General features: G+C 71.3%; 24 protein-coding genes. 16 read left to right on the forward strand and 8 right to left on the reverse strand.

All coding sequences use genetic code 11. The annotated features are described in order from the left end of the window. Positions 1-58: 58 nt before the first annotated feature. The 6 genes from ribH (at position 59) to OG698_RS36970 (ending at position 4892) form a co-directional block, all read left to right on the forward strand. On the forward strand, positions 59-544 hold the full coding sequence (gene ribH / locus OG698_RS36945; RefSeq protein WP_100597452.1) for a 6,7-dimethyl-8-ribityllumazine synthase: 486 nt from the start codon (positions 59-61) through the stop codon (positions 542-544). Positions 545-578: 34 nt separating this feature from the next. After that, positions 579-851 (forward strand): phosphoribosyl-ATP diphosphatase, encoded by a 273-nt coding sequence (locus OG698_RS36950; protein ID WP_100597453.1) that lies wholly within the window; start codon positions 579-581, stop codon positions 849-851. 68 nt (positions 852-919) lie between these two features. Then, entirely contained in the window at positions 920-1768 is an 849-nt protein-coding gene (hisG, locus tag OG698_RS36955) for an ATP phosphoribosyltransferase (protein ID WP_406108222.1), read from the forward strand. Between the two features lie 11 nt (positions 1769-1779). Then, positions 1780-2232 (forward strand): PH domain-containing protein, encoded by a 453-nt coding sequence (locus OG698_RS36960; protein ID WP_399970896.1) that lies wholly within the window; start codon positions 1780-1782, stop codon positions 2230-2232. A gap of 231 nt (positions 2233-2463) precedes the next feature. Further along, positions 2464-3798, forward strand: coding sequence for a hemolysin family protein (locus OG698_RS36965; RefSeq protein WP_406108224.1), 1335 nt, complete (start codon positions 2464-2466; stop codon positions 3796-3798). Next, positions 3795-4892: a hemolysin family protein gene (locus OG698_RS36970; RefSeq protein ID WP_406108226.1), complete on the forward strand. Its 1098-nt coding sequence runs from the start codon at positions 3795-3797 to the stop codon at positions 4890-4892. The genes OG698_RS36965 and OG698_RS36970 overlap by 4 nt, the downstream gene beginning before the upstream one ends. A gap of 54 nt (positions 4893-4946) precedes the next feature. On the opposite strand, the gene OG698_RS36975 is transcribed toward OG698_RS36970, so the two are convergent. After that, a complete protein-coding gene (locus OG698_RS36975; RefSeq protein WP_406108227.1) occupies positions 4947-6821 on the reverse strand; it encodes an AAA family ATPase in 1875 nt (624 codons plus the stop codon). A gap of 433 nt (positions 6822-7254) precedes the next feature. Then, positions 7255-7896 carry a uridine kinase gene (locus OG698_RS36980; protein WP_406108229.1) on the reverse strand — a complete coding sequence of 214 codons (642 nt, stop codon included), beginning with the start codon at positions 7894-7896 and terminating at the stop codon, positions 7255-7257. Positions 7897-8097: 201 nt separating this feature from the next. Between OG698_RS36980 and OG698_RS36985 the strand changes: the two genes are divergently transcribed. Together OG698_RS36985 and OG698_RS36990 are read left to right on the forward strand one after the other, a co-directional pair. Beyond that, the gene (locus OG698_RS36985) at positions 8098-9465 is read left to right on the forward strand and encodes a peptidase C39 family protein (RefSeq protein WP_406108231.1); all 1368 of its coding nucleotides are present in this window, start codon (positions 8098-8100) and stop codon (positions 9463-9465) included. 209 nt (positions 9466-9674) lie between these two features. Beyond that, positions 9675-9821: an SCO1431 family membrane protein gene (locus tag OG698_RS36990; protein ID WP_406108232.1), complete on the forward strand. Its 147-nt coding sequence runs from the start codon at positions 9675-9677 to the stop codon at positions 9819-9821. A 299-nt stretch (positions 9822-10120) separates the two neighbouring features. Here OG698_RS36990 and OG698_RS36995 read toward each other — a convergent pair whose 3' ends face one another. Together OG698_RS36995 and OG698_RS37000 are read right to left on the reverse strand one after the other, a co-directional pair. Further along, a complete protein-coding gene (locus OG698_RS36995; protein WP_406108234.1) occupies positions 10121-10417 on the reverse strand; it encodes a DUF6230 family protein in 297 nt (98 codons plus the stop codon). Then, a complete protein-coding gene (locus OG698_RS37000) occupies positions 10389-10580 on the reverse strand; it encodes a DUF6230 family protein (RefSeq protein ID WP_406111495.1) in 192 nt (63 codons plus the stop codon). Before OG698_RS37000 ends, OG698_RS36995 begins: the two co-directional genes overlap by 29 nt. Positions 10581-10854: 274 nt before the next feature. Between OG698_RS37000 and OG698_RS37005 the strand changes: the two genes are divergently transcribed. After that, complete coding sequence (locus tag OG698_RS37005; RefSeq protein ID WP_406108236.1) at positions 10855-11514, forward strand: TetR/AcrR family transcriptional regulator; 660 nt, start codon at positions 10855-10857, stop codon at positions 11512-11514. Positions 11515-11577: 63 nt separating this feature from the next. On the opposite strand, the gene OG698_RS37010 is transcribed toward OG698_RS37005, so the two are convergent. Further along, a complete protein-coding gene (locus OG698_RS37010; RefSeq protein WP_406108238.1) occupies positions 11578-12819 on the reverse strand; it encodes a glycoside hydrolase family 18 protein in 1242 nt (413 codons plus the stop codon). A 431-nt stretch (positions 12820-13250) separates the two neighbouring features. Here OG698_RS37010 and OG698_RS37015 point away from each other — a divergent pair, with 431 nt between their 5' ends. The 3 genes from OG698_RS37015 (at position 13251) to OG698_RS37025 (ending at position 17157) form a co-directional block, all read left to right on the forward strand. Continuing rightward, complete coding sequence (locus tag OG698_RS37015; RefSeq protein WP_406108240.1) at positions 13251-14423, forward strand: acyl-CoA dehydrogenase family protein; 1173 nt, start codon at positions 13251-13253, stop codon at positions 14421-14423. 502 nt (positions 14424-14925) lie between these two features. Continuing rightward, the gene (locus OG698_RS37020) at positions 14926-16050 is read left to right on the forward strand and encodes a hypothetical protein (protein ID WP_406108242.1); all 1125 of its coding nucleotides are present in this window, start codon (positions 14926-14928) and stop codon (positions 16048-16050) included. A 12-nt stretch (positions 16051-16062) separates the two neighbouring features. Beyond that, on the forward strand, positions 16063-17157 hold the full coding sequence (locus OG698_RS37025; RefSeq protein WP_406108244.1) for a phosphotransferase family protein: 1095 nt from the start codon (positions 16063-16065) through the stop codon (positions 17155-17157). Positions 17158-17164: 7 nt separating this feature from the next. Here OG698_RS37025 and OG698_RS37030 read toward each other — a convergent pair whose 3' ends face one another. Then, positions 17165-17605, reverse strand: coding sequence for a hypothetical protein (locus OG698_RS37030; RefSeq protein ID WP_326776763.1), 441 nt, complete (start codon positions 17603-17605; stop codon positions 17165-17167). A 224-nt stretch (positions 17606-17829) separates the two neighbouring features. Here OG698_RS37030 and OG698_RS37035 point away from each other — a divergent pair, with 224 nt between their 5' ends. The 4 genes from OG698_RS37035 (at position 17830) to fxsA (ending at position 21905) form a co-directional block, all read left to right on the forward strand. Next, entirely contained in the window at positions 17830-18270 is a 441-nt protein-coding gene (locus tag OG698_RS37035; RefSeq protein ID WP_100597468.1) for an Lrp/AsnC family transcriptional regulator, read from the forward strand. 69 nt (positions 18271-18339) lie between these two features. Beyond that, the gene (locus OG698_RS37040; RefSeq protein ID WP_406108246.1) at positions 18340-19977 is read left to right on the forward strand and encodes an amidohydrolase; all 1638 of its coding nucleotides are present in this window, start codon (positions 18340-18342) and stop codon (positions 19975-19977) included. 509 nt (positions 19978-20486) lie between these two features. Beyond that, positions 20487-21248 (forward strand): polyprenol monophosphomannose synthase, encoded by a 762-nt coding sequence (locus OG698_RS37045; RefSeq protein ID WP_399970911.1) that lies wholly within the window; start codon positions 20487-20489, stop codon positions 21246-21248. Between the two features lie 75 nt (positions 21249-21323). Then, entirely contained in the window at positions 21324-21905 is a 582-nt protein-coding gene (gene fxsA, locus OG698_RS37050) for an FxsA family membrane protein (RefSeq protein WP_406108248.1), read from the forward strand. Positions 21906-22036: 131 nt separating this feature from the next. Here the strand turns inward: fxsA and OG698_RS37055 are convergent, their stop codons facing one another. Continuing rightward, a complete protein-coding gene (locus tag OG698_RS37055) occupies positions 22037-22411 on the reverse strand; it encodes an RNA polymerase-binding protein RbpA (protein WP_003977404.1) in 375 nt (124 codons plus the stop codon). 255 nt (positions 22412-22666) lie between these two features. Then, positions 22667-24025 (reverse strand): MFS transporter, encoded by a 1359-nt coding sequence (locus OG698_RS37060; RefSeq protein ID WP_406108250.1) that lies wholly within the window; start codon positions 24023-24025, stop codon positions 22667-22669. Between the last annotated feature and the right edge of the window lie 8 nt (positions 24026-24033).

A 24033-nucleotide genomic window follows, 5' to 3' on the forward strand; every position in this document is an offset into this window, starting at 1 on the left:
CCTTTCAGACGGCATACCGAACACCGAACACAGCACCACACAAGCACTGAGGAGCAACGTGAGTGGCAAGGGCGCACCCGAACTGTCCGTACGCAACTGCGGTGACCTGCGCGTCGCCGTCATCGCGGCGCAGTGGCACGAGAAGGTGATGGACGGCCTCGTGGACGGCGCCCTGCGCGCCCTGCACGAGCTGGGCATCGACGAGCCGACGCTCCTGCGGGTCCCGGGCAGCTTCGAGCTCCCCGTCGTCGCCAAGGTCCTTGCGGGCCGCGGCTACGACGCGATCGTCGCCCTCGGAGTCGTCATCCGCGGCGGCACACCGCACTTCGAGTACGTGTGTCAGGGCGTCACCATGGGGCTCACCCAGGTCACCATCGACACCGGCGTCCCCGTCGGCTTCGGCGTGCTGACCTGTGACACGGAGGAGCAGGCCCTCGACCGCGCCGGGATCGAGGGCTCGAACGAGGACAAGGGCCACGAGGCCGTCACCGCGGCCGTCGCCACGGCGGCCACACTGCGTTCGGTCAGCGAACCCTGGCGCTGAGTGGCCGGGCGTACCCCGTAGTCTTAGGGCCATCATGGCGAACAAAACCTTCGAAGAGCTCTTCGCCGAGCTTCAGCTCAAGGCCAAGAACGGCGACCCCGCGACGTCCCGCACCGCCGAACTGGTGGACAAGGGCGTCCATGCCATCGGCAAGAAGGTCGTCGAGGAGGCCGCCGAAGTCTGGATGGCCGCCGAGCACGAGGGCAAGGAGGCCGCTGCCGAGGAGATCTCGCAGCTGCTGTACCACGTCCAGGTGATGATGGTGGCCCGGGGAATCTCCCTCGACGACGTCTACGCCCACCTCTAGAGCCGGCGCCCACCGCCACACGCGACACGCCCCTCTTTCACGTCTCTCACGCAAAGGAATCCGACCTCATGCTGCGCATCGCCGTCCCCAACAAGGGTTCACTGTCCGGACCTGCGTCGGCGATGCTCCATGAGGCCGGATACCAGCAGCGCAAGGAGTCCAAGGAGCTCGTCCTCGTCGACCCGGTCAACGAGGTGGAGTTCTTCTACCTCCGGCCCAAGGACATCGCGATCTACGTGTCGTCGGGCAAGCTCGACATCGGCATCACCGGCGAGGACCTGCTGATCGACTCCGGCGTCAACGCCGAGGTCATCCTGCCGCTCGGCTTCGCCCGCTCCACGTTCCGCTTCGCCGCCAAGCCGGGCACCGTCTCCGGTCTCGAGGACCTCGCGGGCAAGACGATCGCCACCTCCTACGAGGGCATCGTCGGCAAGCACCTCGCCGAGTCCGGCGTCGACGCGTCCGTCGTCCACCTCGACGGCGCCGTCGAGACGGCCATCGAGCTGGGCGTCGCCCAGGTCATCGCGGACGTCGTCGAGACCGGCACCTCCCTGCGCAACGCGGGACTCGAGGTCTTCGGCGAGCCGATCATGAAGTCCGAGGCCGTCGTGATCCGCCGCTGCGGCGCGGCCGCGGAGGAGCCCAAGGTCCAGCAGTTCCTGCGCCGCCTCCAGGGCGTCCTGGTCGCCAGGACGTACGTGATGATGGACTACGACTGCCGCGCCGAGCACCTGGAGCAGGCCGTCGCCCTCACCCCGGGCCTCGAGTCGCCCACGGTCTCGCCCCTGCACAACGAGGGCTGGGTCGCCGTCCGTGCGATGGTCCCCGCCAAGGACGCCCAGCGCATCATGGACGACCTGTACGACCTCGGCGCGCGGGCCATCCTGACCACAGCCATCCACGCCTGCCGCCTTTGAGGACCGCAGTCATGTCCGAAGTCCCCACGCTGCCCGTCACCTTCCGGCCGGCCCGCACCCGGGCCGTCCTGCTCGGCCTCGGCGGAGCGATGTTCGTCACTCTCACGGCCATCGCGCTCATGCTGGGCGGCCTCAACCCGGGCGACCGCCTCACCTTCATCTTCACCGGGGCGCTCCTCGTCGGCGGGCTCGTCCTGCTCGCCCGGCCCAAGATCGTGGCGGACGACGAGGGCGTCACCGTCGTGAACATCGCCCGCAGCCGCCGCCTGGCCTGGGCGGAGATCGTCCAGGTCACCCTGCGGCCCGGCGACCCCTGGGTGTTCCTCAACCTCAGCGACGGCACGAGCCTGGCCGCCATGGGCATCCAGCCCGCCATGGCCAAGGAGCGTGCCCTCACCGACGCGCGTGCCCTGCGCGCCCTCACCGAGGCCCGTTCCACGGCCTCCGGGGAACTTCAGGGCTGACTCAGGGCCGCACGCCCTGACGCTTCCACCCCTGTCTTGATTAATCTGGTGGCGGGGCGCGCGCACATCGCCGCCCCGCTCCCGACGACGGGTCCGCCAGGGCCCCGGGGGTTTCCTGCTACCCGAGGAGTGACTCCCTCCGGCGATGGACGGTTCGTCCTGCAGTACATGCGCCGCCCCCTCCCGACATAGCGCGACCGAATTGCGCGTTGTGTGCGCGGAGGCGGCGGCATGACCATCCCCTTGTTGCTCCTCGGAGCGGCATTCCTGCTGATCCTGGCCAACGGCTTCTTCGTGGCGGCCGAGTTCGGCCTCGTCACGGTGGAGCGCGCCGACGCCGAGAAGGCAGCGGCCGACGGCGACCGACGGGCCCGCACCGTCGTGAACGCCCTGAAGGAGCTGTCCTTCCAGCTCTCCGGCACCCAGCTCGGCATCACCATCACCTCGCTGGTCGTCGGCATGCTCGCCGAACCGGCGCTCGCGACGCTGCTCGCGGGGCCCTTCACCGCCGTCGGCATCCCGGAAGGCGCCGTCGGAGGTGTCTCCGTCGTCATCGGCATGCTGCTGGCTTCCGCCGTGCAGATGGTGATCGGCGAGCTGGTGCCGAAGAACTGGGCGGTGTCCAAGCCGCTCCAGGTCGCACGGTTCGTCGCGGGCCCCCAGCACGCGTTCTCGCGCCTCTTCCGGCCCGTGATCGCCCTGCTCAACGCCGTGGCCAACCGCGCCGTACGCGCCCTGGGCGTCGAGCCCGCCGACGAGCTGGCCTCGGCCCGCACCCCCGGCGAGCTCGTCTCCCTGGCCCGGCACTCCGCACAGGCGGGCACCCTGGAGCAGGACACGGCGGACCTGTTCGTCCGCACCCTGTCCCTCGGAGAGCTCACCGCCCAGCACGTCATGACGCCGCGCGTGAAGGTCAGCGCGCTCCAGTCCTCGGCGACCGCCGAGGACGTCGTCAACCTCACGCGCGCCACCGGTCTCTCCCGCTTCCCGGTCTACCACGAGCGGATCGACGAGATCGTCGGCATGGTGCACCTCAAGGACGCCCTCGCGGTGCCCGCGCACGACCGGCTGCGCACCCCCGTGAGCCGCATCGCCCAGGCCCCGCTGCTCGTCCCGGAGACGCTGCCCGTGCAGCCCCTCCTGGAGCGCCTGCGCAGCGAGCAGCCCATAGCCGTCGTCGTCGACGAGTACGGCGGCACGGCCGGGGTCGTCACCCTGGAGGACATCGTCGAGGAGCTCGTCGGCGAGGTCCGCGACGAGCACGACCGCCTCGACCTGCCCGAACTCGCGGTCGCCCCGTCCGAGGACGGCCGCCCCGCGTGGGACGCCGACGGCAGCTGCCGGGTCGACATCCTGCGCCGCATAGGACTCGACGTACCGGAAGGCCCGTACGAGACCGTCGCCGGTCTCGTCGCCGATCTGCTCGGCCGGATCCCCGCGCCCGGCGACCGGGCCGAGCTGCCCGGCTGGCGGCTCGCGGTGCGTCAGGTCGACCACTACCGCGCGGAGCGCGTCCGGATCGTACGGACCGCGGACGCCGCCCGGCCGGCGGAGGCCGCCCGATGAGCGCCCTCCAGCTCTTCTTCGCCCTGCTCCTCGTGCTGGCCAACGGTTTCTTCGTGGGCGCCGAGTTCGCCCTCGTCTCCGTGCGCCGCAGCCAGATCGAGCCCATCGACAACAAGCGGGCCCGCCAGGTCCTGTACGGCCTGGAGCACCTGCCGCAGATGATGGCGGCGGCCCAGTTCGGCATCACCGTCTGCTCGTTGACGCTCGGCGCGGTCGCCGAGCCGACGGTCGCCCATCTGCTGGAGCCGCTCTTCGAGGCGATGCACCTGCCCGAGGGAGTGATCCACCCTCTCGGCTACGTGATCGCGCTGGCCGGCGTGGTCTTCCTCCACCTCGTCATCGGCGAGATGGTCCCGAAGAACCTCGCGATGGCGGCGCCGGAGAAGACCGCGCTGTGGTTCAGCCCCGGCCTCGTCGCCTTCGCCCGGCTGTGCCGGCCGGTCACCGTCGCCCTCGGCGCCTGTGCGCGGCTCGTGCTCAGGCTGTTCGGGGTCGAGCCGCGGGACGAGGTCGAGGCGGTCTTCACCAGCGTGCAGCTCGGCCGTCTCGTCGAGGACTCCGGACAGGCGGGGCTGCTCGAACCCGAGGCGCAGGAACGCCTGGAGGACGCCCTGGAGCTGGGCTCGCGCCCGGTCACCGACGTCCTGCTCGACCGGTCGTCCCTCGTCACGGTCGGCCCCTCGGTCACCCCGGGCCAGGTCATCGAGCTGACGGGCCGTACGGGCTACTCCCGCTTCCCCGTCTGCGCGGAGGGGGGCGCCTTCATGGGCTATCTGCATGTGAAGGACGTCCTCGACCTGATCGACTCCGCGGACCACGACCGCGCGGTTCCGCAGCAGATCTGGCGTCCCATGACGACGCTGCGCGCCGAACTCCCGCTCGACGACGCCCTGACGGTGATGCGCCGCGCCGCGACGCACCTCGCGCAGGTCGCCGACGCCTCGGGCCGGGTCCTCGGCCTGGTCGCCCTGGAGGACGTCCTGGAGATGCTCGTCGGCGAGGTCCGGGACCCGGCGCACCGGGACGCTCCGGCGCCCGGGGCCAGGGTCGCGGAGCCGCGGGCCGAGGCGCCGGAGGAGGCGCTGGCCGGCTGACAGGCGCACACGGCGAAGGGGCGGGTCCCGCATCGGGCCCGCCCCTTCGTCCTGTCACATCGCGGATGGGTCCTGGGGCCCGCGCCCCGAGAGGACCTCGCCGTACGCCTGCATCAGATCGGGCAGCCGCAGTGTCGACAGGTCGTCCCGCGTGGGCGTCGTCGTGTATCCCGTCAGCCGCAGGTCCCGGTAGGCGCACGACTTCTCGTACAGCGTCCGCAGGAAGCGGCCGTTGCCGAGCTCGTCGATCCAGCCCTGGTCGACGACGTGCCCGCTGATGGAGCGCAGCTCGTCGAGGGCCTCCTCGTCCCACACGTCACCGTTCTCCGCGGCGAGTACCTCGCCGATCGCGGTGAGTTCGAGGGGCCGGTACGAGGGGAAGTCGACCCGCGTCGTGAAGCGCGAAGACAGTCCGGGGTTCGCCGCGAGGAGGCGGTCCATGCCCTCCGGGTAGCCCGCGAGGATCACCACCAGGTGGTCCCGGTTGTCCTCGGCGCGCTTCAGGAGCACCTGGAGCGCCTCGTCGCCGTACGCGTCTCCCTTGCCATAGCCCGAGTTCGACAGGGCGTACGCCTCGTCGACGAACAGGACGCCGCCGATGGCCGAGTCGATCAGTTCGTTCGCCTTCACGGCCGTCTGGCCCAGATACTCGCCGACCAGGTCGGCGCGCTGGGCCTCCACGAGATGGTCGCCGCCGAGCAGCCCGAGCGCGTAGAAGACGCGGCCCAGGATGCGGGCCACGGTGGTCTTGCCGGTGCCGGAGGGGCCCGAGAAGACGAAGTGCCGTTTCGGCGGCTGCACGGGCAGGCCCTGCCCGGCCCGCAGGCGCGCCATGTTGAGCTGCGCAGACAGCGCCTTGACCTGCCGCTTCACGGGTTCCAGGCCGACCATCCGCTCCAGCTCGGCGAGTGCCTCCTCGAGGAGCGCGGGGTCGGCGGGCCCGGCGGGCAGCTGCGGCGTGATCGGTACGACGGCCTTCTCGCGGACCGTGTCGGTCTCGGCGGGCACCGCGCCGGGCGGCGGCAGATCGGGCTCGCTCACCTTCAGGTCCCGGCCGTCGCCCTCGTACAGCGGGTCCATCGACTCGGAGCCGTCCAGCGCATCCTGGCCGAGCCCGGTCATGGTGAGGGGACTGAGGTCGGTGCCGTCGCCGAAGTCGCCGTAGCCGTCGCCCTCGGCGATGGCCGCGAGGCGGGCCGAGGTGTCCATGAAGGCGGGGTCCACGCGGTGCACGGCCCGGTACAGGGGGAGCGCGGCGGCGGAGCGGCCGGTGCCCTCGTGCGCGCGGGCCAGCCAGTAGCGCAGCTCCTTGCGCTGGGGCTGCTCGCTCCGGCAGCGCATCAGCGCTGCGGACAGCAGCGGCTCGGCCTGCCCGTACATCTCCAGGCGCACCCGGGCCATCCCGCCGAAGAGCCCGGCCTCGATGCCGAGGAGCCCGTCGTCGAGCAGCGGATCGGTATGCCGGACCAGCTGCTCCCAGTCCTTGACGAGGTAGGCGCGGCAGGCGTGCAGGAACCGCACCTGCGGATCGGCGTCCACGCGCGGCAGCGCCGCCAACGCCCCGTCCAGGTCCGGGACATGCCGCCCGTCGAGCCAGTGCGACGCGTGTGCAAGGAGCAGATCGCGCGGCCGCTCCAGGACGGGCTGCACCCACCAGCCCAGCCAGTACCAGGAGTTGAGAGTGCGCCGGTGCCGGGTGCGCTGTTCGCCGAACCGGTCGCGGTGCCGGAACATGCGCAGCAGCGCTGTCGTCGTGTCGATGCGTAACGCGTGCAGCCCCAGCCAGCCGTCGGCCATGCCGGGATCCATCCGGACCGCGGCCCGGAACTCCTCCTCGGCCTGCGGATAGGCGCCCATGGTGTAGGCGTCCACGCCACGCACCCAGGCGAGGTCGGCCGGGCCGGGCGAGCCCTGTGTGCCGAAGTCCATCACGTCCCCCACAAACCGTGCCCCCGTGGTGCGCCGCCGGGCCGGTGCCCGCCGGCTCCTGCGCCGAACCGATGTGCTGTGGACGGGAGTTGTCACGGTACGGGCCGCGAGCCGTCCGTAGGCCGCACCGAAAGGCATCGTACCTGCGCAGGAGTCGTCGGCCGAGGGCGCCGCAGGGCCGGATCCAAGGCGGACGGCGCAGGTGGGGGCGGGGCCGGACGGTGACCGAGGGTGAACAAGGTGGGGCTCGCCGCACCCCTGAAAGGGTGAACAAGGCAGAACGAAGCCCCCGATCACGGGGGAACAACCGGGGGCTTCGCGTCTGCGGGCGACCCCGTAAGGCCGCACATTCAGAACGTAAGTCCTGTACGGCCCCTCGGTCAAGCCGAGTTGAGGCACTCGTGGAAACTGGCGGAAGGCGTCTCAGGGGCGTTCAGCGCGCTGCCGACGGACCCTCACGGTGAGTGACGGAAGGCGTCGAAAGTCCGGTCCCGGGAGGCATCTGACGTGCCTCGTAGCCCTCCGGACACTCTCGTACCAATGTCTGCGCGAAGGGGCGCGAGGGGTCGTCGGCGAAGTGCGCGCGCTCCGCACGGATCCAGCCGTCCCAGAACTCCCTCTGCGGCGGTCCGTCCCGTCGCCGCCCCCGTTCCCAGGACACCTCCTCGGGAGTGTCCATCCACAACAGCCTCGCCAGGGAAGGCCGTACGGCCCGCCGGCCCGCGCCCACGCCCTCCATCAGGACCACCGGCGCGGGCGCCAGGACGCGCGGGGTGCCGAAGCTCCGGGCGTTCCAGTCGTACGGCTCGTACCGGGCGCTCTCGCCGCGGGAGAGCGGATCGATGACCTGCTCGCGCAGCCGCGCCGTCCAGTCGAAGAGGGCGTCGTGGCTGGCGAGATCGTCGAGGTGCAGGACGGGCGCCTGCCCGAGCGCCTCGGCGAGCCGGGCGGCGAACGTCGACTTGCCGGAGCCCGCGTGGCCGTCGACGGCGACCAGCCGGACCGGGCCGCAGGAGGGCGGCAGGGCCCGCAGGGTCGCGGCGAGCCGGGGGAGCGGGAGGTGCTGGAAGGTCATCGCCCGCAAGGGTACGGGAGGTGTCCGGCCGGTTTCCCGCGCGCCGCCGCAGGTCATGCCAGTGGTACAGGCCAATATTGGTAGTGATGACCGGCCCGGAAACGCTGGTGGAAGTCAGCGGGTACCGGCCATAGTTGGCGCACTGCCGTGCACCTCACCCGCCCCTTTACGGATATCTCGTCGACTGGGGGAGCCCCGCCCATGACCCGACCCGAACCTCTGTCCCGCAGAACCCTGCTCACCGCCGCCGCGGCCACCGCTGGCGCAGCGGCGCTCGCCACGACGTCGGGCACCGCCGTCGCCGGCACCGGCGCCCCGGCGCGCGCTCACGCGACCCCGCGCCTCGTGGACAACCACGCCTGGACCTCGCACTCGGACTGGCGCTCCGGAACGGCGGCCGGCACCCGCGCCGTCGCCGGGTCCCGCCCCGGGCTCACGCTCGCGACCCCCGAGGGCCGAACCGACTACACGGATCCGCACACGGGCAAGACCGCCACCTGGGAGTACGGCCGGTGGACCTCCCCGGCGCACCGCCTGTCGGTGCCCGCCACGGAGGTCATCGCCTCCTGGAACGCGCGGACACCGGCCGGTACGTGGATCCAGATCGAGCTCCAGGGCACGTACTCCGACGACGCGGCGACGCCCTGGTACGTGATGGGCCGCTGGGCCGCGGGTGACCAGGACATCCGGCGGACCTCCGTCGACGACCAGTCGGACGGCAAGTCCAGTATCTGGACGGACACCTTCTCCATCGACGACGCGGCCTCGGGCCTGCGCCTCGTCTCGTACCGCCTGCGGCTGACCCTGTACCGCGCGCCGGGCTCCAAGGCCTCGCCCCTCGTGTGGCGGCTCGGGGCCATGGGCTCCGACGTGCCCGACCGCTTCTCGGTCCCGGCCTCGAAGCCGGGACTCGCCAAGGAGCTGTCCGTTCCGCGCTACTCGCAGAGCATCCACGCGGGCCAGTACCCCGAGTACGACAACGGCGGCGAGGCCTGGTGCAGCCCCACGTCCTCGCAGATGATCGTCGAGTACTGGGGCCGCGAGCCCTCGTCGGACGACCTCTCCTGGGTCAACCCGGACTACACGGACCCGCAGGTCTGCCACGCGGCCCGCTTCACGTACGACTACCAGTACGAGGGCTGCGGCAACTGGCCCTTCAACGCGGCCTACGCGTCGACGTACAAGGACCTCCAGGGAGTCGTCACGCGGCTCGGTTCGCTCGGTGATCTGGAGACCCTGATCGCGGCGGGGATCCCGGCCATAACGTCGCAGTCGTTCCTCAAGGAGGAGCTGACAGGCGCGGGTTACGGGACGTCCGGACACCTCATGACGGTGATCGGCTTCACCGCGGACGGCGACGTGATCGCCAACGACCCGGCGTCGCCGAGCGACGCGGCCGTGCGCCGCGTCTACAAGCGGGCCGAGTGGGAAAAAATCTGGCTCCGTACCAAGAGGTACAACGCCAGTGGCAGCGTTGTGTCCGGCACCGGCGGCGTCTGCTACCTGTACTTCCCGGCCCACCCGACCCCGAAGCAGCGCCGCGCGCTCGAGGCGGTCGGCGTCCGCTGAGGAACCTGCCACGGCCCCTCCCCGCGCGACAGGGAGGGGCCGTGGCATGCCGCGATGACTTCCGCCGCCGCGCCCGGTCTGCCGTAGAGGTGGAGACGCCACGGCGTAGTTGTGCGTGACCAAGCTCTCGCCCACAACCGGCCGAGGCGGTGGCATGGTGGACGGGTCAGTGGGGGGATGCCACTGCCGGACGACCTCAGCGAGATGCCATGACCGCGACCACCGCCACGAACCGCGCCGCCCAGACCCGCACCGGCGGCCCCAAGGACAACGGCCCCAAGATCCTGGAGCACGTCCTCGGCTGGACCTTCGTCGTGGTCCTCGCCATGTTCGTCACGCAGGCCGGACTGATGTGACCCGGCTCTCCCCGGCTCCCGGCTCGACGCGCCGGTGCCGGTCCGGGAGCCCCACGAGCCCGTAGAGCCATCGCACGGGAGAGCGCCGGGGCAGCAGGTCGAGCCCCGCGAGCACCGCGAACAGCGGCAGCCCGGCCCAGGCCCCCGCCACCCGCACCAGAACGCTCGCGAACAGTGCCCCGGCGAACAGCAGCCCCTACACCCCGTGCCCCGCGATCGCCACCGCGACCACCCGGGGCACCCCGCGGTCCTCGTCCGCTCCGGGCAGCGCCACCCCGCCACGAGCCGGCCGCCGCCGCTCAGAGGCACTTCTTGCCGCCGCTGCTCACATCGACCTTCATGCCCCTGAGTCGGAAGTTCCCGCCGGTCGCGGACCAGGCGTGCGACCTGACCTCGGCGACCTCGATGCCGCGCGCCTGGAGCCCGAACCTGCCTCGCTCGCCCTGGACTCCGTGCACCGCGTCCAGAGTGGAGGCGTCGCGCCGGATCTCGGCGGTGCCGAACCGGGCGTCGCCCACCAGGTCCTCGCCGTCGATGACGGAATTGCTCGCGGTGACCTTGCCCGCGTCACCGCCCGCCGTCAGCGTGAACACCACTGTCCCGATCGAACACCACTGTCCCGACAGGGGACTTGACCTCCGCCGCCTGGCAGATGTCGCTCAGCGTCGCGTTTCCGATCCCGAGGAGCGCCACGGGGTGCCCCTTGCCGTCGGCGTCCCGGTCCGTCTGGACGTACGACGAGAGCCCCTGGCTCTTCAGATTGCCCGAGGATCTGGAAACTGGTGCCGGAGACGGCGAACGACGCGGCCGGCGCGCCCTGCGCCATCACGGAGGCCGTCGTGCCGACCGCGAGAACCGCGGGCAGCGCCACAACTGCCCTCTTCTTCCCATTGGTTCTGCCGTGCCGGTGTGCTTCGCCCACTGTTCCTCCCGTACGTCGTCCGCATGCGCAGGGAGCGCGCGGGAAAGGGGGAGCGCGTGGGAAGGTTCAAACCGCGGATGTCCCGCCGGCAGTTGGAGACCAGGGCTGAAATTGAATAACAGTCAACAGCGCGGAGCGGGCTCCGGTCTCGGGCGCCCGCAGGCGCGCAGCACCGACCGGTCCGTGGCGCGCCGCGCCGAACTCATCACCATCGGGCGGAAGTTGTTCGCGGACACGTCCTACGACGCGCTGTCGATGGACGACATCGCCCGGCACGCGGGCGTCGCCAAGGGGCTGATCTACTACTACTTCAAGTCGAAGCGCGGCTACTACCTCGCGATTGTGGAGCAGTCCGTAGCCGACCTGGTCGCGCGCGCGGGCGGAGTCGGCGACCTCACGCCCGTGGACCGCGTGCACCGCACCATCGACGGCTATCTCCGCTACGCCGAGCACCACCAGGCCGCGTACCGCACCATCATCAGCGGCGGCGTCGGCTTCGACGCCGAGGTGCACGCCGTACGGGACGGTGTGCGCGAGGCGATGATCGCCACCATCGCCGAGGGTGCTTACGGCCGCAGCGACATTCCACGGGTCGCGCGGATGGCGCTGCTCGGCTGGCTGTACAGCGTCGAGGGGGTCACGCTCGACTGGATCGGCGACCGCACGCCCGCCAGGGACACGGTGCGCGAACTCCTGGTGCGCCTGCTCGGCGAGACGCTGCGGGTCATCGAGCAGTTCGAGCCGGACTGCCCGGCGCCCGCGAGGCCCTGACGCGACCCGCGAAGGGGCGGGGGACGCCGCGCATCCCCCGCCCCAAGTGCCGTACTCGGAAGGCTAGTTGACCGACTTGATCAGCTCGCCGTTCGTCGTGTCACCGCTGAGCTCCCAGAGGAACGTGCCCCCGAGGCCCTGCTGGTTCTTGTAGTCCATCTTCCCGGCGATGGTGGCCGGGGTGTCGTAGCTCCACCAGTTGTTGCCGCAGTACGCGTAGGCGGTGCCGCCGACCGTGCCCGTCGCCGGGCACTTCGACTTGAGCTCCTTGTAGTCGTCGATGCCCTGCTCGTACTTGCCGGCCGCCGGGCCCGTCGCCGTGCCGCCGGGCGCCGCCTGCGTGACGCCGGTCCAGCCGCGCCCGTAGAAGCCGATGCCGAGCAGCAGCTTCGACGCCGGGATGCCGAGGCCCTTGAGCTTGGTGATGGTGGCGTCGGTGTTGTAGCCCGCCTTCGGGATGCCGCTGTACGAGGTCAGGGGCGAGTGCGGGGCGGTCGGCCCCTGTGCGTCCCAGGCCCCGAAGTAGTCGTACGTCATCGGGTTGTACCAGTCGACGTACTGGGCGGCGCCGGCGTAGTCGGTGGCGTCGATCTTGCCGCCGTCGGAGGCGTCGGCCGGGATCGCGGACGTGATCAGCGCGCTGGAGCCGAACTTCGAACGCAGCGCGCTCATCAGGCTCTTGTAGGCGTCGCGCCCGCTCGTGTCGCAGGACAGGCCACAGGCGTTCGGGTACTCCCAGTCGATGTCGATGCCGTCGAAGACATCGGCCCACTTGGAGTTCTCGACCAGGTCGTAGCAGGACTGGGCGAACCCGGCCGGGTCCTTGGCCGCGTCGGTGAACCCGCCCGACCAGGTCCAACCGCCGAAGGACCAGAGGATCTTGAGGTTCGGGTGCAGCTTCTTCAGCTTGAGCAACTGGTTGAAGTTGCCGCGCAGCGGCTGGTCCCAGGTGTCGGCGACGCCGTCCACCGACTGGTCGGCGGTGTACGCCTTGTCGGTCGCGGCGTAGGAGTCGCCCATCGCGCACTTGCCGCCGGTGACGTTGCCGAAGGCGTAGTTGATGTGCGTGAGCTTGTCGGCCGAGCCCGACGTCTCGATGTTCTTGACGTGGTAGTTCCGGTCGTAGACACCCCATTCGGTGAAGTAGCCGACGACCTTCGAACCGGCCGCGGCTTTCTGGGGGCCGGCCTCGTTCTGTGCTGCGGCGGTGCCCGCGGAGGCGAGCAGTCCGGCGCCGAGGACGGCGCAACACGCGGCGGACAGGAGCGCCCGGAAGGGGGCGCGGGGACGGTGCGGTCTGAGCATCGTGTCTCCTCGTGGGGGAGGGGAGCGTGGGGGGATTTGCTGTGGACCTCGGGGGCGTCGTCACGCGATCCGTGTCACGAGTCTTTGGCATGAACGCGTTAAGACGTTGCAGGGAACCTTAGGAGGACTAGACCAGTGGGGTCAATGGTGCGGACCAATGTGCTCGGCTCCCGGCGTGGGCTCCGGGAGCCGTCGGTGAGGGCTCGGCGCCGCCCCCGGCCGCCTCGGCGCCGTCTTTTCGGTATCTTTAAAGTAAGCGGTCGTTAACTGGTGACTGGCCGCTCTCGAACAGGCATACTCAACGGGCCGCAGCCGCTGGTCAGCGCCTGTCCGAGACCCGGAACGGAGCCCTCGGCGGCGGCTCGAACACGGCGCCGCCGCACACCCCGCGCGCGACCGCCGCAGTGCCCGACAGGGAGGAGAGCGTCGATATGCCCGACCGCGCCCCGCAGCCGGTGGACCGTCAACTGCCCACGGACGAGGCCCGGGATCTGTTCTCGCTCGTACGTGAGCTCGTGCAGCGCGAGATCGCCCCGAGCGCGGCCGAGGAGGAGGACGCCGGACGCTTCCCGCGCGAGACGTTCTCACTGCTCTCCGATTCGGGCCTGCTCGGTCTCCCCTACGACTCCGACTTCGGCGGCGGCGACCAGTCGTACGAGGTCTATCTCCAGGTCCTCGAGGAGCTCGCCGCCGCCCGGCTCACCGTCGGCCTCGGCGTCAGCGTCCACACGCTGGCCTGTCACGCACTGGCCAATTTCGGCAACAAGGAGCAGCGGGCGGAGCATCTGCCCGCCATGCTCGGCGGCGGCCTCCTCGGCGCGTACTGCCTCTCCGAGCCGTCGTCGGGATCGGACGCCGCGTCCCTGCGGACCAAGGCCGTCCGCGAAGGCGACGACTGGGTGATCACCGGCACCAAGGCATGGATCACGCACGGCGGCATCGCCGACTTCTACACCGTCCTGGCGCGCTCCGGCGGCGAGGGGGCGCGTGGCATCACCGCGTTCCTGGTCCCTGGCGACGCGGAGGGGCTGAGTGCGGCGGCGCCCGAGAAGAAGATGGGAATGAAGGGCTCGCCGACGGCGCAGGTTCACTTCGACGGGGTGCGCGTGAGCGACGCGCGCCGGATCGGCGACGAGGGGCAGGGCTTCGCGATCGCGCTTTCCGCCCTCGATTCCGGGCGACTCGGCATCGCGGCCTGCGCGATCGGCGTGGCCCAGGCGGCCCTCGACGAGGCCCTCGCGTACGCCACAGGGCGTGAGCAGTTCGGGCGGCCCATCGCCGACTTCCAGGGCCTGCGCTTCATGCTCGCCGACATGGCCACGCAGATCGAGGCCGGCCGCGCGCTCTATCTGACGGCGGCCCGCCTGCGCGACGCGGGCCGGCCCTTCTCCAAGCAGGCCGCCATGGCCAAGCTGATGTGCACGGACACGGCGATGAAGGTCACCACGGACGCCGTCCAGGTGCTCGGGGGGTACGGCTACACGGCCGACTTCCCGGCCGAGCGCTATATGCGTGAGGCCAAGGTGCTCCAGATCGTGGAGGGCACCAATCAGATCCAGCGCATGGTCATCGCCCGGCACCTCGCCGGTCCTGAAACCCGCTGAACTGCCCGGTTCTGACCGGGGACGCCACCAGCCGGGCCCACTCCGGATCGTGGCGTCCCGGCAGGGTCTTGCCGTGGTCGGCCCAGTGGCTGACCAGGGCGCGGTAGATAGGCGGGTCCGGGGGTGCGGGGCGCTCCGGGGGCGGCGGCTGCGGAACCGATTCTGCGGTGGTGGGGGCCAGGAGGCGGCGGCGACGGCCGGAGGCGCTCTGCGTAAGGGGCATGTCCGGGCCAACGCGCCCGCGCCGGGCAGGTCACCGTCCGGGACATGGGGGCGTGAGTTCTAGGGCCTTTCGTTTGGATCAGGCTGGATCGGATCGGATCGGATCGGATCGGATCGGATCAGGTCGGCCCCGCGCGCCCGGCCTGATCCGGCCATCGCCATGTCCGGGTCGGCGCACGCATCTGGCTCCGACGGCTTAGCTGACGTACCGTCAACTCCGCCGCCGGGGGCCGCACCCCTCCGGGCGACGTCAACCGCCGTACGCCCAGGGAGGAAACGCGTGGCAGACGACCGCCCCGTCGCACTCGACGAATACCCGGTCCACCAGGTGCCGCTGTCCATGAAGCACGTCGCGACCGGTGACCGCAACGCCTACGACCGGTGCATCTTCCATCTCGTCGACCCCACCGGGGAGTTCCTGCTCATCCTCGGCCTCGGTGTCTACCCGAACCTCGGCGTCATCGACGCGTACGCGACCCTGCGCGTCGGCGACACCCTCCACGCGGTCCGCGCCTCCGACGCCCTGCGCGACGACGCCCGCATGGAACTCGCCGTCGGCCCGCTCCGGATCCACGTCGAACGCCCCTTGAAGGACTTCGTCCTGACCTGCGCGGCCGACCCGGACGACCCCGACGGACTCTCGTACGAGATCAACTGGTCGGCGGCCTTCCCGGCCCTCTGGGAGCCCCACCACACCCAGCGCCGCGGCGGCCGCCTCACCCTTGAGGGCAGGCGCTTCGTGCAGGCCGGGCGCTGTGACGGCCGGCTCCGCGTCGGCGGGCGTGAGGTGTCCCTCGACGGCTGGACCGGCACCCGCGACCGCAGTTGGGGCGTGCGCCCGGTCCCTGGCGAGGAGGGCGGCCGGCTCGCCGAGGAGAACAGGACCGAGGGCTTCCACTGGATCTGGTCACCGGTCCGCTTCGACGACCGCTTCCTGATGGTGATCGTCCAGGAGGACGCGAACGGCTACCGCACCCTCAATGACGCCACCCTCGTACGCGACGGCCACCCGGACCTCCAACTCGGCTGGCCCCAGGCCGACATCACCTACCGGACCGGCACCCGCCACCCCGAGAGCGCCGTCGTTCATCTCACCGACCCGCTGTCCCGCAAGCCCGTGGAACTCGGCGTCGAGATCCTCGCCTCGTCCCCGCTCGCCGTCGGCGCCGGATACCCGCCCGCGGACGACTGGCAGCACGGCACCTGGCGCGGCCGAGACTGGACCGACCGCCGCAGCTACGACCTCTCCGACCCCGCCGCCCACCCGCTGGCCGCCTACGGCGTCATCGACCACGCGGCGCGCTTCACCCTGGACGGCCAGGTCGGCCACGGCATCTTCGAGCACGGCAGCTTCGGCAGGCACGACGCGAGCGGCTTCACCGGCTACGACTCCGTGGCGCCCTGAAAGGAGCCTGCGATGGCAACAGCACCCAGACCGCGCACCAGCACCCGCGACCCGGAGGAGGTGTCCCGAAGGCTCACGTCCTGGCTGGCCGCCCGACTGCCGGGCGCCGAAGCGGTGAACGTGACCGTCCCCGAGTCCAACGGCATGTCCAGCGAGACCCTGCTCTTCGACATCGAACACCCCGAACCGCCGGTCCGCGCCTGCGCGTTGAGACTCGCCGCCGACCCGTCCGCGTACACGATCTTCCCGGACTACGACATGCCGCGGCAGTACCGCACGATGCGGCTCGCCGCCGATCGGACCGGGCTGCCGGTGCCGCGCGTGCTGTGGCTGGAGGAGGATCCCGGGCCGCTGGGCGCTCCGTTCTTCGTGATGGAGCGCGTCGAGGGCCGCGTACCGCCGGACGTCATGCCCTACACGTACGAGGGTAACTGGCTGCACGCCGCGACGGACGCCGAGCGCGCACGGCTCCAGGACGCGACGGTGCGGCTCATCGCCCGGCTGCACGACGGAGTCCCGGCGTCCGAGGCCGAGTTCCTCGCCGCACCAGGAAAGGGCAGCGCACTGCGCCGCCACGTCGAGGCCCAACGCGCCTACTACGCCTGGGTGGTGGACGGACTGCCGCCGTCACCGCTCATCGAGAGCGCCTTCGACCGGCTCGCCGAACTCTGGCCCGCCGACGAGGGCGAACCCGTCCTCAACTGGGGCGATGCCCGCATCGGGAACATCATCTACGACGGCTTCGAACCGGCCGCCGTGCTCGACTGGGAGATGGCGGCCCTGGCCCCGCGCGAGGTCGACCTCGGCTGGACCGTGTACCTGCACCGCTTCTTCCAGGACCTGACCGAGGGCTTCGGCCAGGCCGGCCTGCCCGGCTTCCTGCGCCGCGAGGACATCGAGCGCCGCTACGCCCAACTCACCGGCCACACACCGCGCGACATGGACTTCCACACCCTGTACGCCGCACTGCGCCACGCCATCGTGATGCTGCGCGTCGCCTACCGGCAGGCGTACTTCGGAGAGGTGGCCGTGCCGGACGATCCGGACACACTGATCCTGCACCACGCCAGTCTGCGGGCCATGGTGCAGGGCAGCTACTGGAGTTGAGGCGTCGTCAGGCGGCCGTGCGCCGCACCTGCTCGGGGACGCGCAGCGGGCGCGAACCCGGGCCGCCCACGTGCGAGAAGGGCTGCATCCGCCAGTCAAGGCCCTGAGGGAGCGTCAACAGGAGGGCGGTGTCCTGCTCCTGAGCCTCCGTCGAGTCGTCGGCGGGCCGGGCGTCGGCCGCCGGACGGCCCGTACCGGCGCAGACCGTGAGACCGAACGGGTTCCACGGCGAGGCGCACAGCGCGTGCTCGGGCAGCACGTCCTCGTCGGCGAGCAGCGCGATCGGCTGCGCGCAGTCCGGGCAGAACACCCGGTACATCTCGAAGGTGTCGTACTCGTCGAACGCGTCGATGCCGGTGTCCGCCGGTTCGACACCCTCCGGCTCGGGCTCGATCGCCGGCTGCTGCCGACTGCGGGCAGGACGACCGGGACGCTTCACATTCTGCATGGGACTCTCCCCCTCGGGTGGGCCGACAAGGCGCTGCGGCCTCGACCACAGCAAGCACTTCCCGTCCCGTCGTGGGGGTAATCGTGGCACGCGCCTGGACACGGTTCGACAGGTGTGGTCTTCGTCACATGGTGATTGCGGATGCCCGGCAGCAGGTAGGCGTGTCCGCCCCCGTGGCCCGCTCGGGTATCCCCGGGGATCAAGGGCCCTGTAGGTTCTGCGCCATGGAGGAGCTCGACCGACAGATCGTGCAGCTGCTCGTCAAGGACGGGCGGATGAGCTACACCGACCTGGGCAAGGCCACAGGCCTGTCCACGTCCGCGGTGCACCAGCGCGTGCGCCGACTCGAACAGCGCGGGGTCATCCGCGGCTATGCCGCGGTCGTCGACCCGGAGGCGGTCGGCCTGTCGCTCACCGCCTTCATCTCGGTGAAACCGTTCGATCCCAGCGCCCCCGACGACATCGCGGAACGCCTGGCGGGCGTCCCGGAGATCGAGGCGTGCCACAGTGTCGCCGGCGACGAGAACTACATCCTCAAGGTCCGCGTGGAGACCCCGCACGACCTGGAGAACCTGCTGGCCCGGGTGCGCTCCCTGGCCGGTGTCTCCACCCGCACGACCGTGGTCCTCTCCACGCCGTACGAGGCACGGCCGCCCCGCGTCTGACCGACGCGCGTCCGACCGCTGAGGGCCCCCGGGTGCGGCCCGGGGGCACAAACGCGGGAAACTGTCCCCATGAGTACGACCCCCACGCCGCCCGCACCGGCTGAGTCCCGCACCCTCCTTCTGCGCGGTGGCGACGTCCACAGCCCCGCCGACCCCTTCGCCACGGCCATGGTCGTCGAGCGGGGGCACGTCGCCTGGGTCGGCTCCGAAGGCGCGGCAGACGCGTTCGCCGAGGGGGTCGACGAGGTCGTCGACCTCGAAGGCGCCCTCGTCACTCCCGCGTTCACCGACGCCCACGTCCACACCACGTCGACGGGGCTCGCCCTGACCGGCCTCGACCTCTCCGCGGCCCGCACCCGGGGCGAGGCGCTCACCCTCGTCCGCGCCCACGCGGCCGCCCGTCCCACGGACCGGATCCTCCTCGGCCACGGCTGGGACGCCGCCCGCTGGCCCGACGGCGAGCCCCTCACTCGCGCCGAGCTCGACGAGGCCACCGTCGGCCGCCCCCTCTACCTCTCGCGCATCGACGTCCACTCGGCCGCTGTCACCACGGCCCTGCTCGACCTCGTCCCCGGCATCGCGGACCGCCCCGGATTCGCCCCCGACGGACCCCTCACCCGCGACGCCCACCACGCCGTCCGCGCCGCCGCCCACGCCGCCGTCACCCCGCAGCAGCGCGCGGAGGCCCAGCGCGCGGCCCTGCGGCACGCGGCCTCCCTGGGGATCGGGTCCGTGCACGAGTGCGGCGGCCCCGACATCTCCTCCGAGGACGACTTCACCGGCCTGCTGCGGCTGGCCGCCGAGGAGTCCGGCCCCCGGGTCGTCGGCTACTGGGCCGACCGGGACATCGACCGGGCCCGCGCGCTGGGCGCCGTCGGCGCCGCCGGTGACCTGTTCGTGGACGGCGCCCTCGGCTCGCACACGGCCTGCCTGCACGAGCCGTACGCAGACGCGGCCGCCGGGCACACCGGCACCTCCTACCTGGACGCCCACGCCGTCGCCGCCCACGTCGTCGCCTGCACCGAGGCGGGGCTCCAGGCGGGCTTCCACGCCATCGGGGACGCCGCGGTGACCGCTGTGGTGGACGGCGTGCGCGCCGCCGCCGAGAAGGTCGGTCTCGCCCGTGTCAGGGCCGCGCGGCACCGCGTCGAGCACGCCGAGATGCTGTCGCCGGAAACCATCGCCTCCTTCGCCGAGTTCGGCCTCACCGCTTCCGTACAGCCCGCGTTCGACGCCCTGTGGGGCGGCGAGGACGGCATGTACGCGGACCGCCTCGGCGCTGAACGGGCCCGCGCCCTCAATCCGTTCGCCGCGCTCCTGCGCGCCGGGGTCCCGCTGGCCTTCGGCTCCGACAGCCCTGTCACCCCGCTCGACCCGTGGGGCACGGTCCGCGCCGCGGCCTTCCACCGCACGCCCGAGCACCGGGTGTCCGTGCGGGCCGCGTTCACCGCGCACACCCGCGGCGGCTGGCGCGCCGTCGGCCGGGACGACGCGGGAATCCTGGTTCCGGGCGCCCCGGCCGACTACGCCGTGTGGCGCACCGAGGAGCTCGTCGTCCAGGCGCCGGACGACCGCGTCGCGCGCTGGTCGACCGACCCGCGCTCCGGGACGCCCGGTCTCCCCGATCTCACACCGGGGGCCCAACTGCCGCTCTGCCTGCGCACGGTGGTCGGCGGGCGGACCGTGTACGTAGGGCCGGACGAGTGATGTAGGCACGCGCAGTACCGCCGACAGCGGTCCGCCGCACGCTCGCGCGACCTGCGAGTCCTCGGCGCTGACCAGGTGGTTTCCTCAATCTCCGCAGATCAAACGGGTGTTGACAGCTGGGCGCGGTCGCCGGGTAGGTTCGGCCGGGTCCACCACTGGACGTCCGACCGGGGAACCTCCGCGCAGTCGATGAACGCCGCTGGGTCATGGACGGTGTGCCGCACCGGCGCACCGCCACTGGGAGCCAGGCCCAGCACCCGCGCCATGGGGCGCTGGAACGTTCCGGCCGGATGGGGGTCCCTCCCTGCTCCGCGGGAGCACGGGGGAAGGTGCGACCCGGGTGGGGCCCGGACGCTCAGTAGACAACGGCTCTCGGTAGACCCGCAGCCAGCGGGTCCCAGACCGGCCCGAAGGGCACCGGGCCCCGATCCCGCACAGGGCGCCTTACCAGCGCCGACAAGCACCCTCGCTATGGTGGTCCCCTCGTACAGGAGTCTTAAGGGGAAGCTGTGAACGACGGCGGTGGGCGGCAGTTCGGCCCTCTCGGTACGGCGCTGGTGATCATCCCGACCTACAACGAGGCGGAGAACATCAAGTCGATCGTCGGCCGGGTGCGCGCGTCCGTGCCCGAGGCGCATGTCCTCGTCGCCGACGACAACAGCCCCGACGGCACGGGAAAGCTCGCCGACGAGCTCGCCTCGGGCGACGAGCAGGTGCGGGTCCTGCACCGGCAGGGCAAGGAAGGCCTGGGCGCGGCCTATCTCGCGGGCTTCCGCTGGGGCCTCGAGAACGGCTACGGCGTCCTGGTGGAGATGGACGCCGACGGCTCTCACCAGCCCGAGGAGCTGCCCCGGCTGCTGACCGCGCTGAAGGGCTCCGACCTCGTGCTCGGCTCGCGCTGGGTACCGGGCGGACGGGTCGTCAACTGGCCTAAGTCGCGTGAGTTCCTCTCCCGCGGCGGCAGCACGTACTCGCGGCTGCTGCTCGACGTGCCGATCCGGGACGTCACCGGCGGCTTCCGCGCCTTCCGCCGCGAGACCCTCGAAGGCCTCGGGCTCGGCGAGGTCTCCTCGCAGGGCTACTGCTTCCAGGTCGACCTCGCGCGCCGGGCGGTCAAGGCCGGCTATCACGTCGTCGAGGTGCCCATCACGTTCGTCGAGCGCGAGCACGGCGACTCCAAGATGAGCCGTGACATCGTCGTCGAGGCGCTGTGGCGGGTCACCGCTTGGGGCGTGGGGGAGCGCATGGGGCGTGTGATCGGCCGCAAGTAGGCCTGAGCCGCAGCCTCCGTCGATCTTGATCTCCCGCTTACGCCACTCGGGCCGGGGCCCAGGCACACTGGGGGCATGACCACTGGCACACCGCCCCCTTCGCGCCCCGCCACGCCCCGGCGTTCCCGGGTCCGCACGTTCCTGCCGCTCGGTATCGCCGCGTGGCTGGTCCTGGAGATCTGGCTGCTGACCGTGGTGGCGGGCGCGGCCGGCGGGTTCACCGTCTTCCTGCTGCTGCTCGCCGGGATCGTGTTCGGCGCCGTCGTCATCAAGCGCGCCGGGCGCCGTGCCTTCAAGAATCTGAGCGAGACGCTGCAACAGCAGCAGACCGGCGCGGTCCCGGCAGGCGAGCAGCGCTCCGGGGGCAACGGTCTGCTGATGCTGGCGGGCCTGCTCCTGATGATCCCCGGCCTGATCTCGGACGCCCTGGGTCTCGTCCTGCTCGTGCCGCCCGTCCGTACGGCCCTGAGCCGCTACACGGAGCGGACCATCGAGCGGAAGATGCAGTCGGCCACCCCCGGGACCTTCGGCGACGCGTTCCAGCAGGCGCGGATGCACCGGCCGGACGGCACGGTCATCCAGGGCGAGGTGATCAAGGACGATGAGCGGCCCGCACAGCGCCCCGACGCGGGTCCTCGCCCCCCGATCACTCCCTGAGCGTGTGCGGGGCTCAGAAGCTCACTGAGCCCCGCCCGGCGCCGGACATGCGAAAAGCCGTGGGCCGGGCACACATGACGTGTGTCCGGCCCACGGCTTCTGTCAGTCGCGCTCCCGCTGCTCCCGTGGGATCAGGCGGACTTGCGGCTGTCGCGCGGATGCACCGCGATGTTCATGGCGCCCGATCGGAGAACGGCGAGCCGCTCCTCGAGGACCTCTTCGAGTTCCTCGCGGGTACGCCGCTCCATCAGCATGTCCCAATGCGTACGCGCCGGCTTGGCCTTCTTCTCCTCAGGGCCGTCGCCGTCCACGAGAAGTGCCTGGGCCCCGCAGACCTTGCACTCCCACTCCGGCGGAATTTCCGCCTCCACCGAGAAGGGCATCTCAAAGCGATGTCCCTTCTCGCATGCGTACTCCACGGCCTGGCGCGGGGCCAGGTCGATGCCGCGGTCCGTCTCGTAGCTTGTCACCACGAGGCGCGTGCCGCGAAGAGCTCGCTCACTCATGAATCGTGCCTCCCGGGCTTGTCGCCCACAGGACAGGTGTCGCTGTCGTCGTCATCCGGTCAACGTCCGGTCGGCGGTAAAGATTCCCGGTTCCGGGTCATGCGTCGCCGTCGTAGCCGCCCCTTGTTGTACCCACCGGCGCCCGGTTTGTCACATCTGCCAGCAGATGTCACCCAGCGTTTTGCGATATTGCCGTGCAGTAACGGTACGCCTGGCAGGCCAAACGCGTACACTACCGGCCTTTGGCTCCAGGTGCTAAATCCGGGTGGGTACGGGATTTCCGGCGTCGCGCACCGCCTGCCTCACCGGAACCCGGGCAAGCAGCACAAAGCCGATCATGAAGAACGCCACCAGGGACACGATGGCGTCCCTATAACTGCCGGTCAGCTGGTATGCGAGGCCGAAAACGAGCGGTCCGAGCCAGCTCATTCCCCGGTCGCTCATCTCGTACGCGGAGTAGTACTCGGCCTCCTTGCCGGCCGGCACCAGATGCGAGAACAACGAACGGGACAGCGCCTGCGTCCCGCCGAGGACGAGCCCGATCCCGGCCGCCAGCGCGAAGAACCACACCGGCGCCCCCGACGGCAGGAAGTAACCGGCACCGATCGTGACCGTCCAGGCGATCAGCGAGCCGAGAATCGTGTTCTTCGCGCCGTACGTACGGGCGAGGCGCCCCATCGCGAGCGCGCCCGCCACGGCAAGGACCTGGACCAGCAGCACCGCCACGATCAGCGTCGACTGGTCGAGGCCGAGCTCCTCCGAGCCGTACACGGATGCTTGCGAGATCACCGTCTGGATGCCGTCGTTGTAGACCAGATAGGCGAGCAGGAAGGAGAGCGTCAGCGGGCGGCGGCGCATGTCACGGACGGTCGAGGCCAGCTGACGCCACCCGGGCACGGCGGCTGCCCCGTCGCCGGCGGGTGCCGCGCGCCGGTCCCGCAGGCGCCGCAGCGGTACGAGCGTGAACGCGCCCCACCACACACCCGCGGAGGCCAGGCAGATCCGTACCGCCGTCGACTCGGAGACGCCGAAGGAGTCGTGGCCGGAGTACAGGACGAGATTGGCCACGAGGACGAGCGCCCCGGACGCGTAGCCGAAGGCCCAGCCGCGCGAGGAGACCGCGTCGCGTTCCTCAGGGGGCGCGATCTGGGGCAGATACGAGTTGTAGAGCACCATCGACACCGCGAGCGAGGCGTTGGCGACGACCAGGAGGAACCCGCCCAGCAGATAGCGGTCCCCGTCCAGGAAGAACATCCCGGCGGTCGCCGCGGCCCCCAGATAGGCCGAGATCGCGAGCAGCGGCTTCTTGCGGCCCGTACGGTCCGCTGCCGCGCCCGCGAGCGGCATCACCAGAATCGAGACGATCACCGAGGCGGAGACGGTGTACGCGAAGAACGCCCCGGCCCGGACCGGTATCCCCAGGGGGTGCACGAAGCCGTCCGCGTCCGCCGCCGACTTGGCGACCGCCGTCAGATACGGCCCGAGGAACACCGTGAGGACGCTCGTCGAGTAGACCGAGCACGCCCAGTCGTAGAAGTACCAGCCGCGCTGCTCCCGGCGCCGCTGCGCCGCGTCGTCGCCCGCTGTCTGCGCCCGCACGGTGTCGCTGCCCACCCGCGCCC

This window comes from Streptomyces sp. NBC_01003 (assembly GCF_045162695.1).
Taxonomy (GTDB): Bacteria; Actinomycetota; Actinomycetes; order Streptomycetales; family Streptomycetaceae; genus Streptomyces.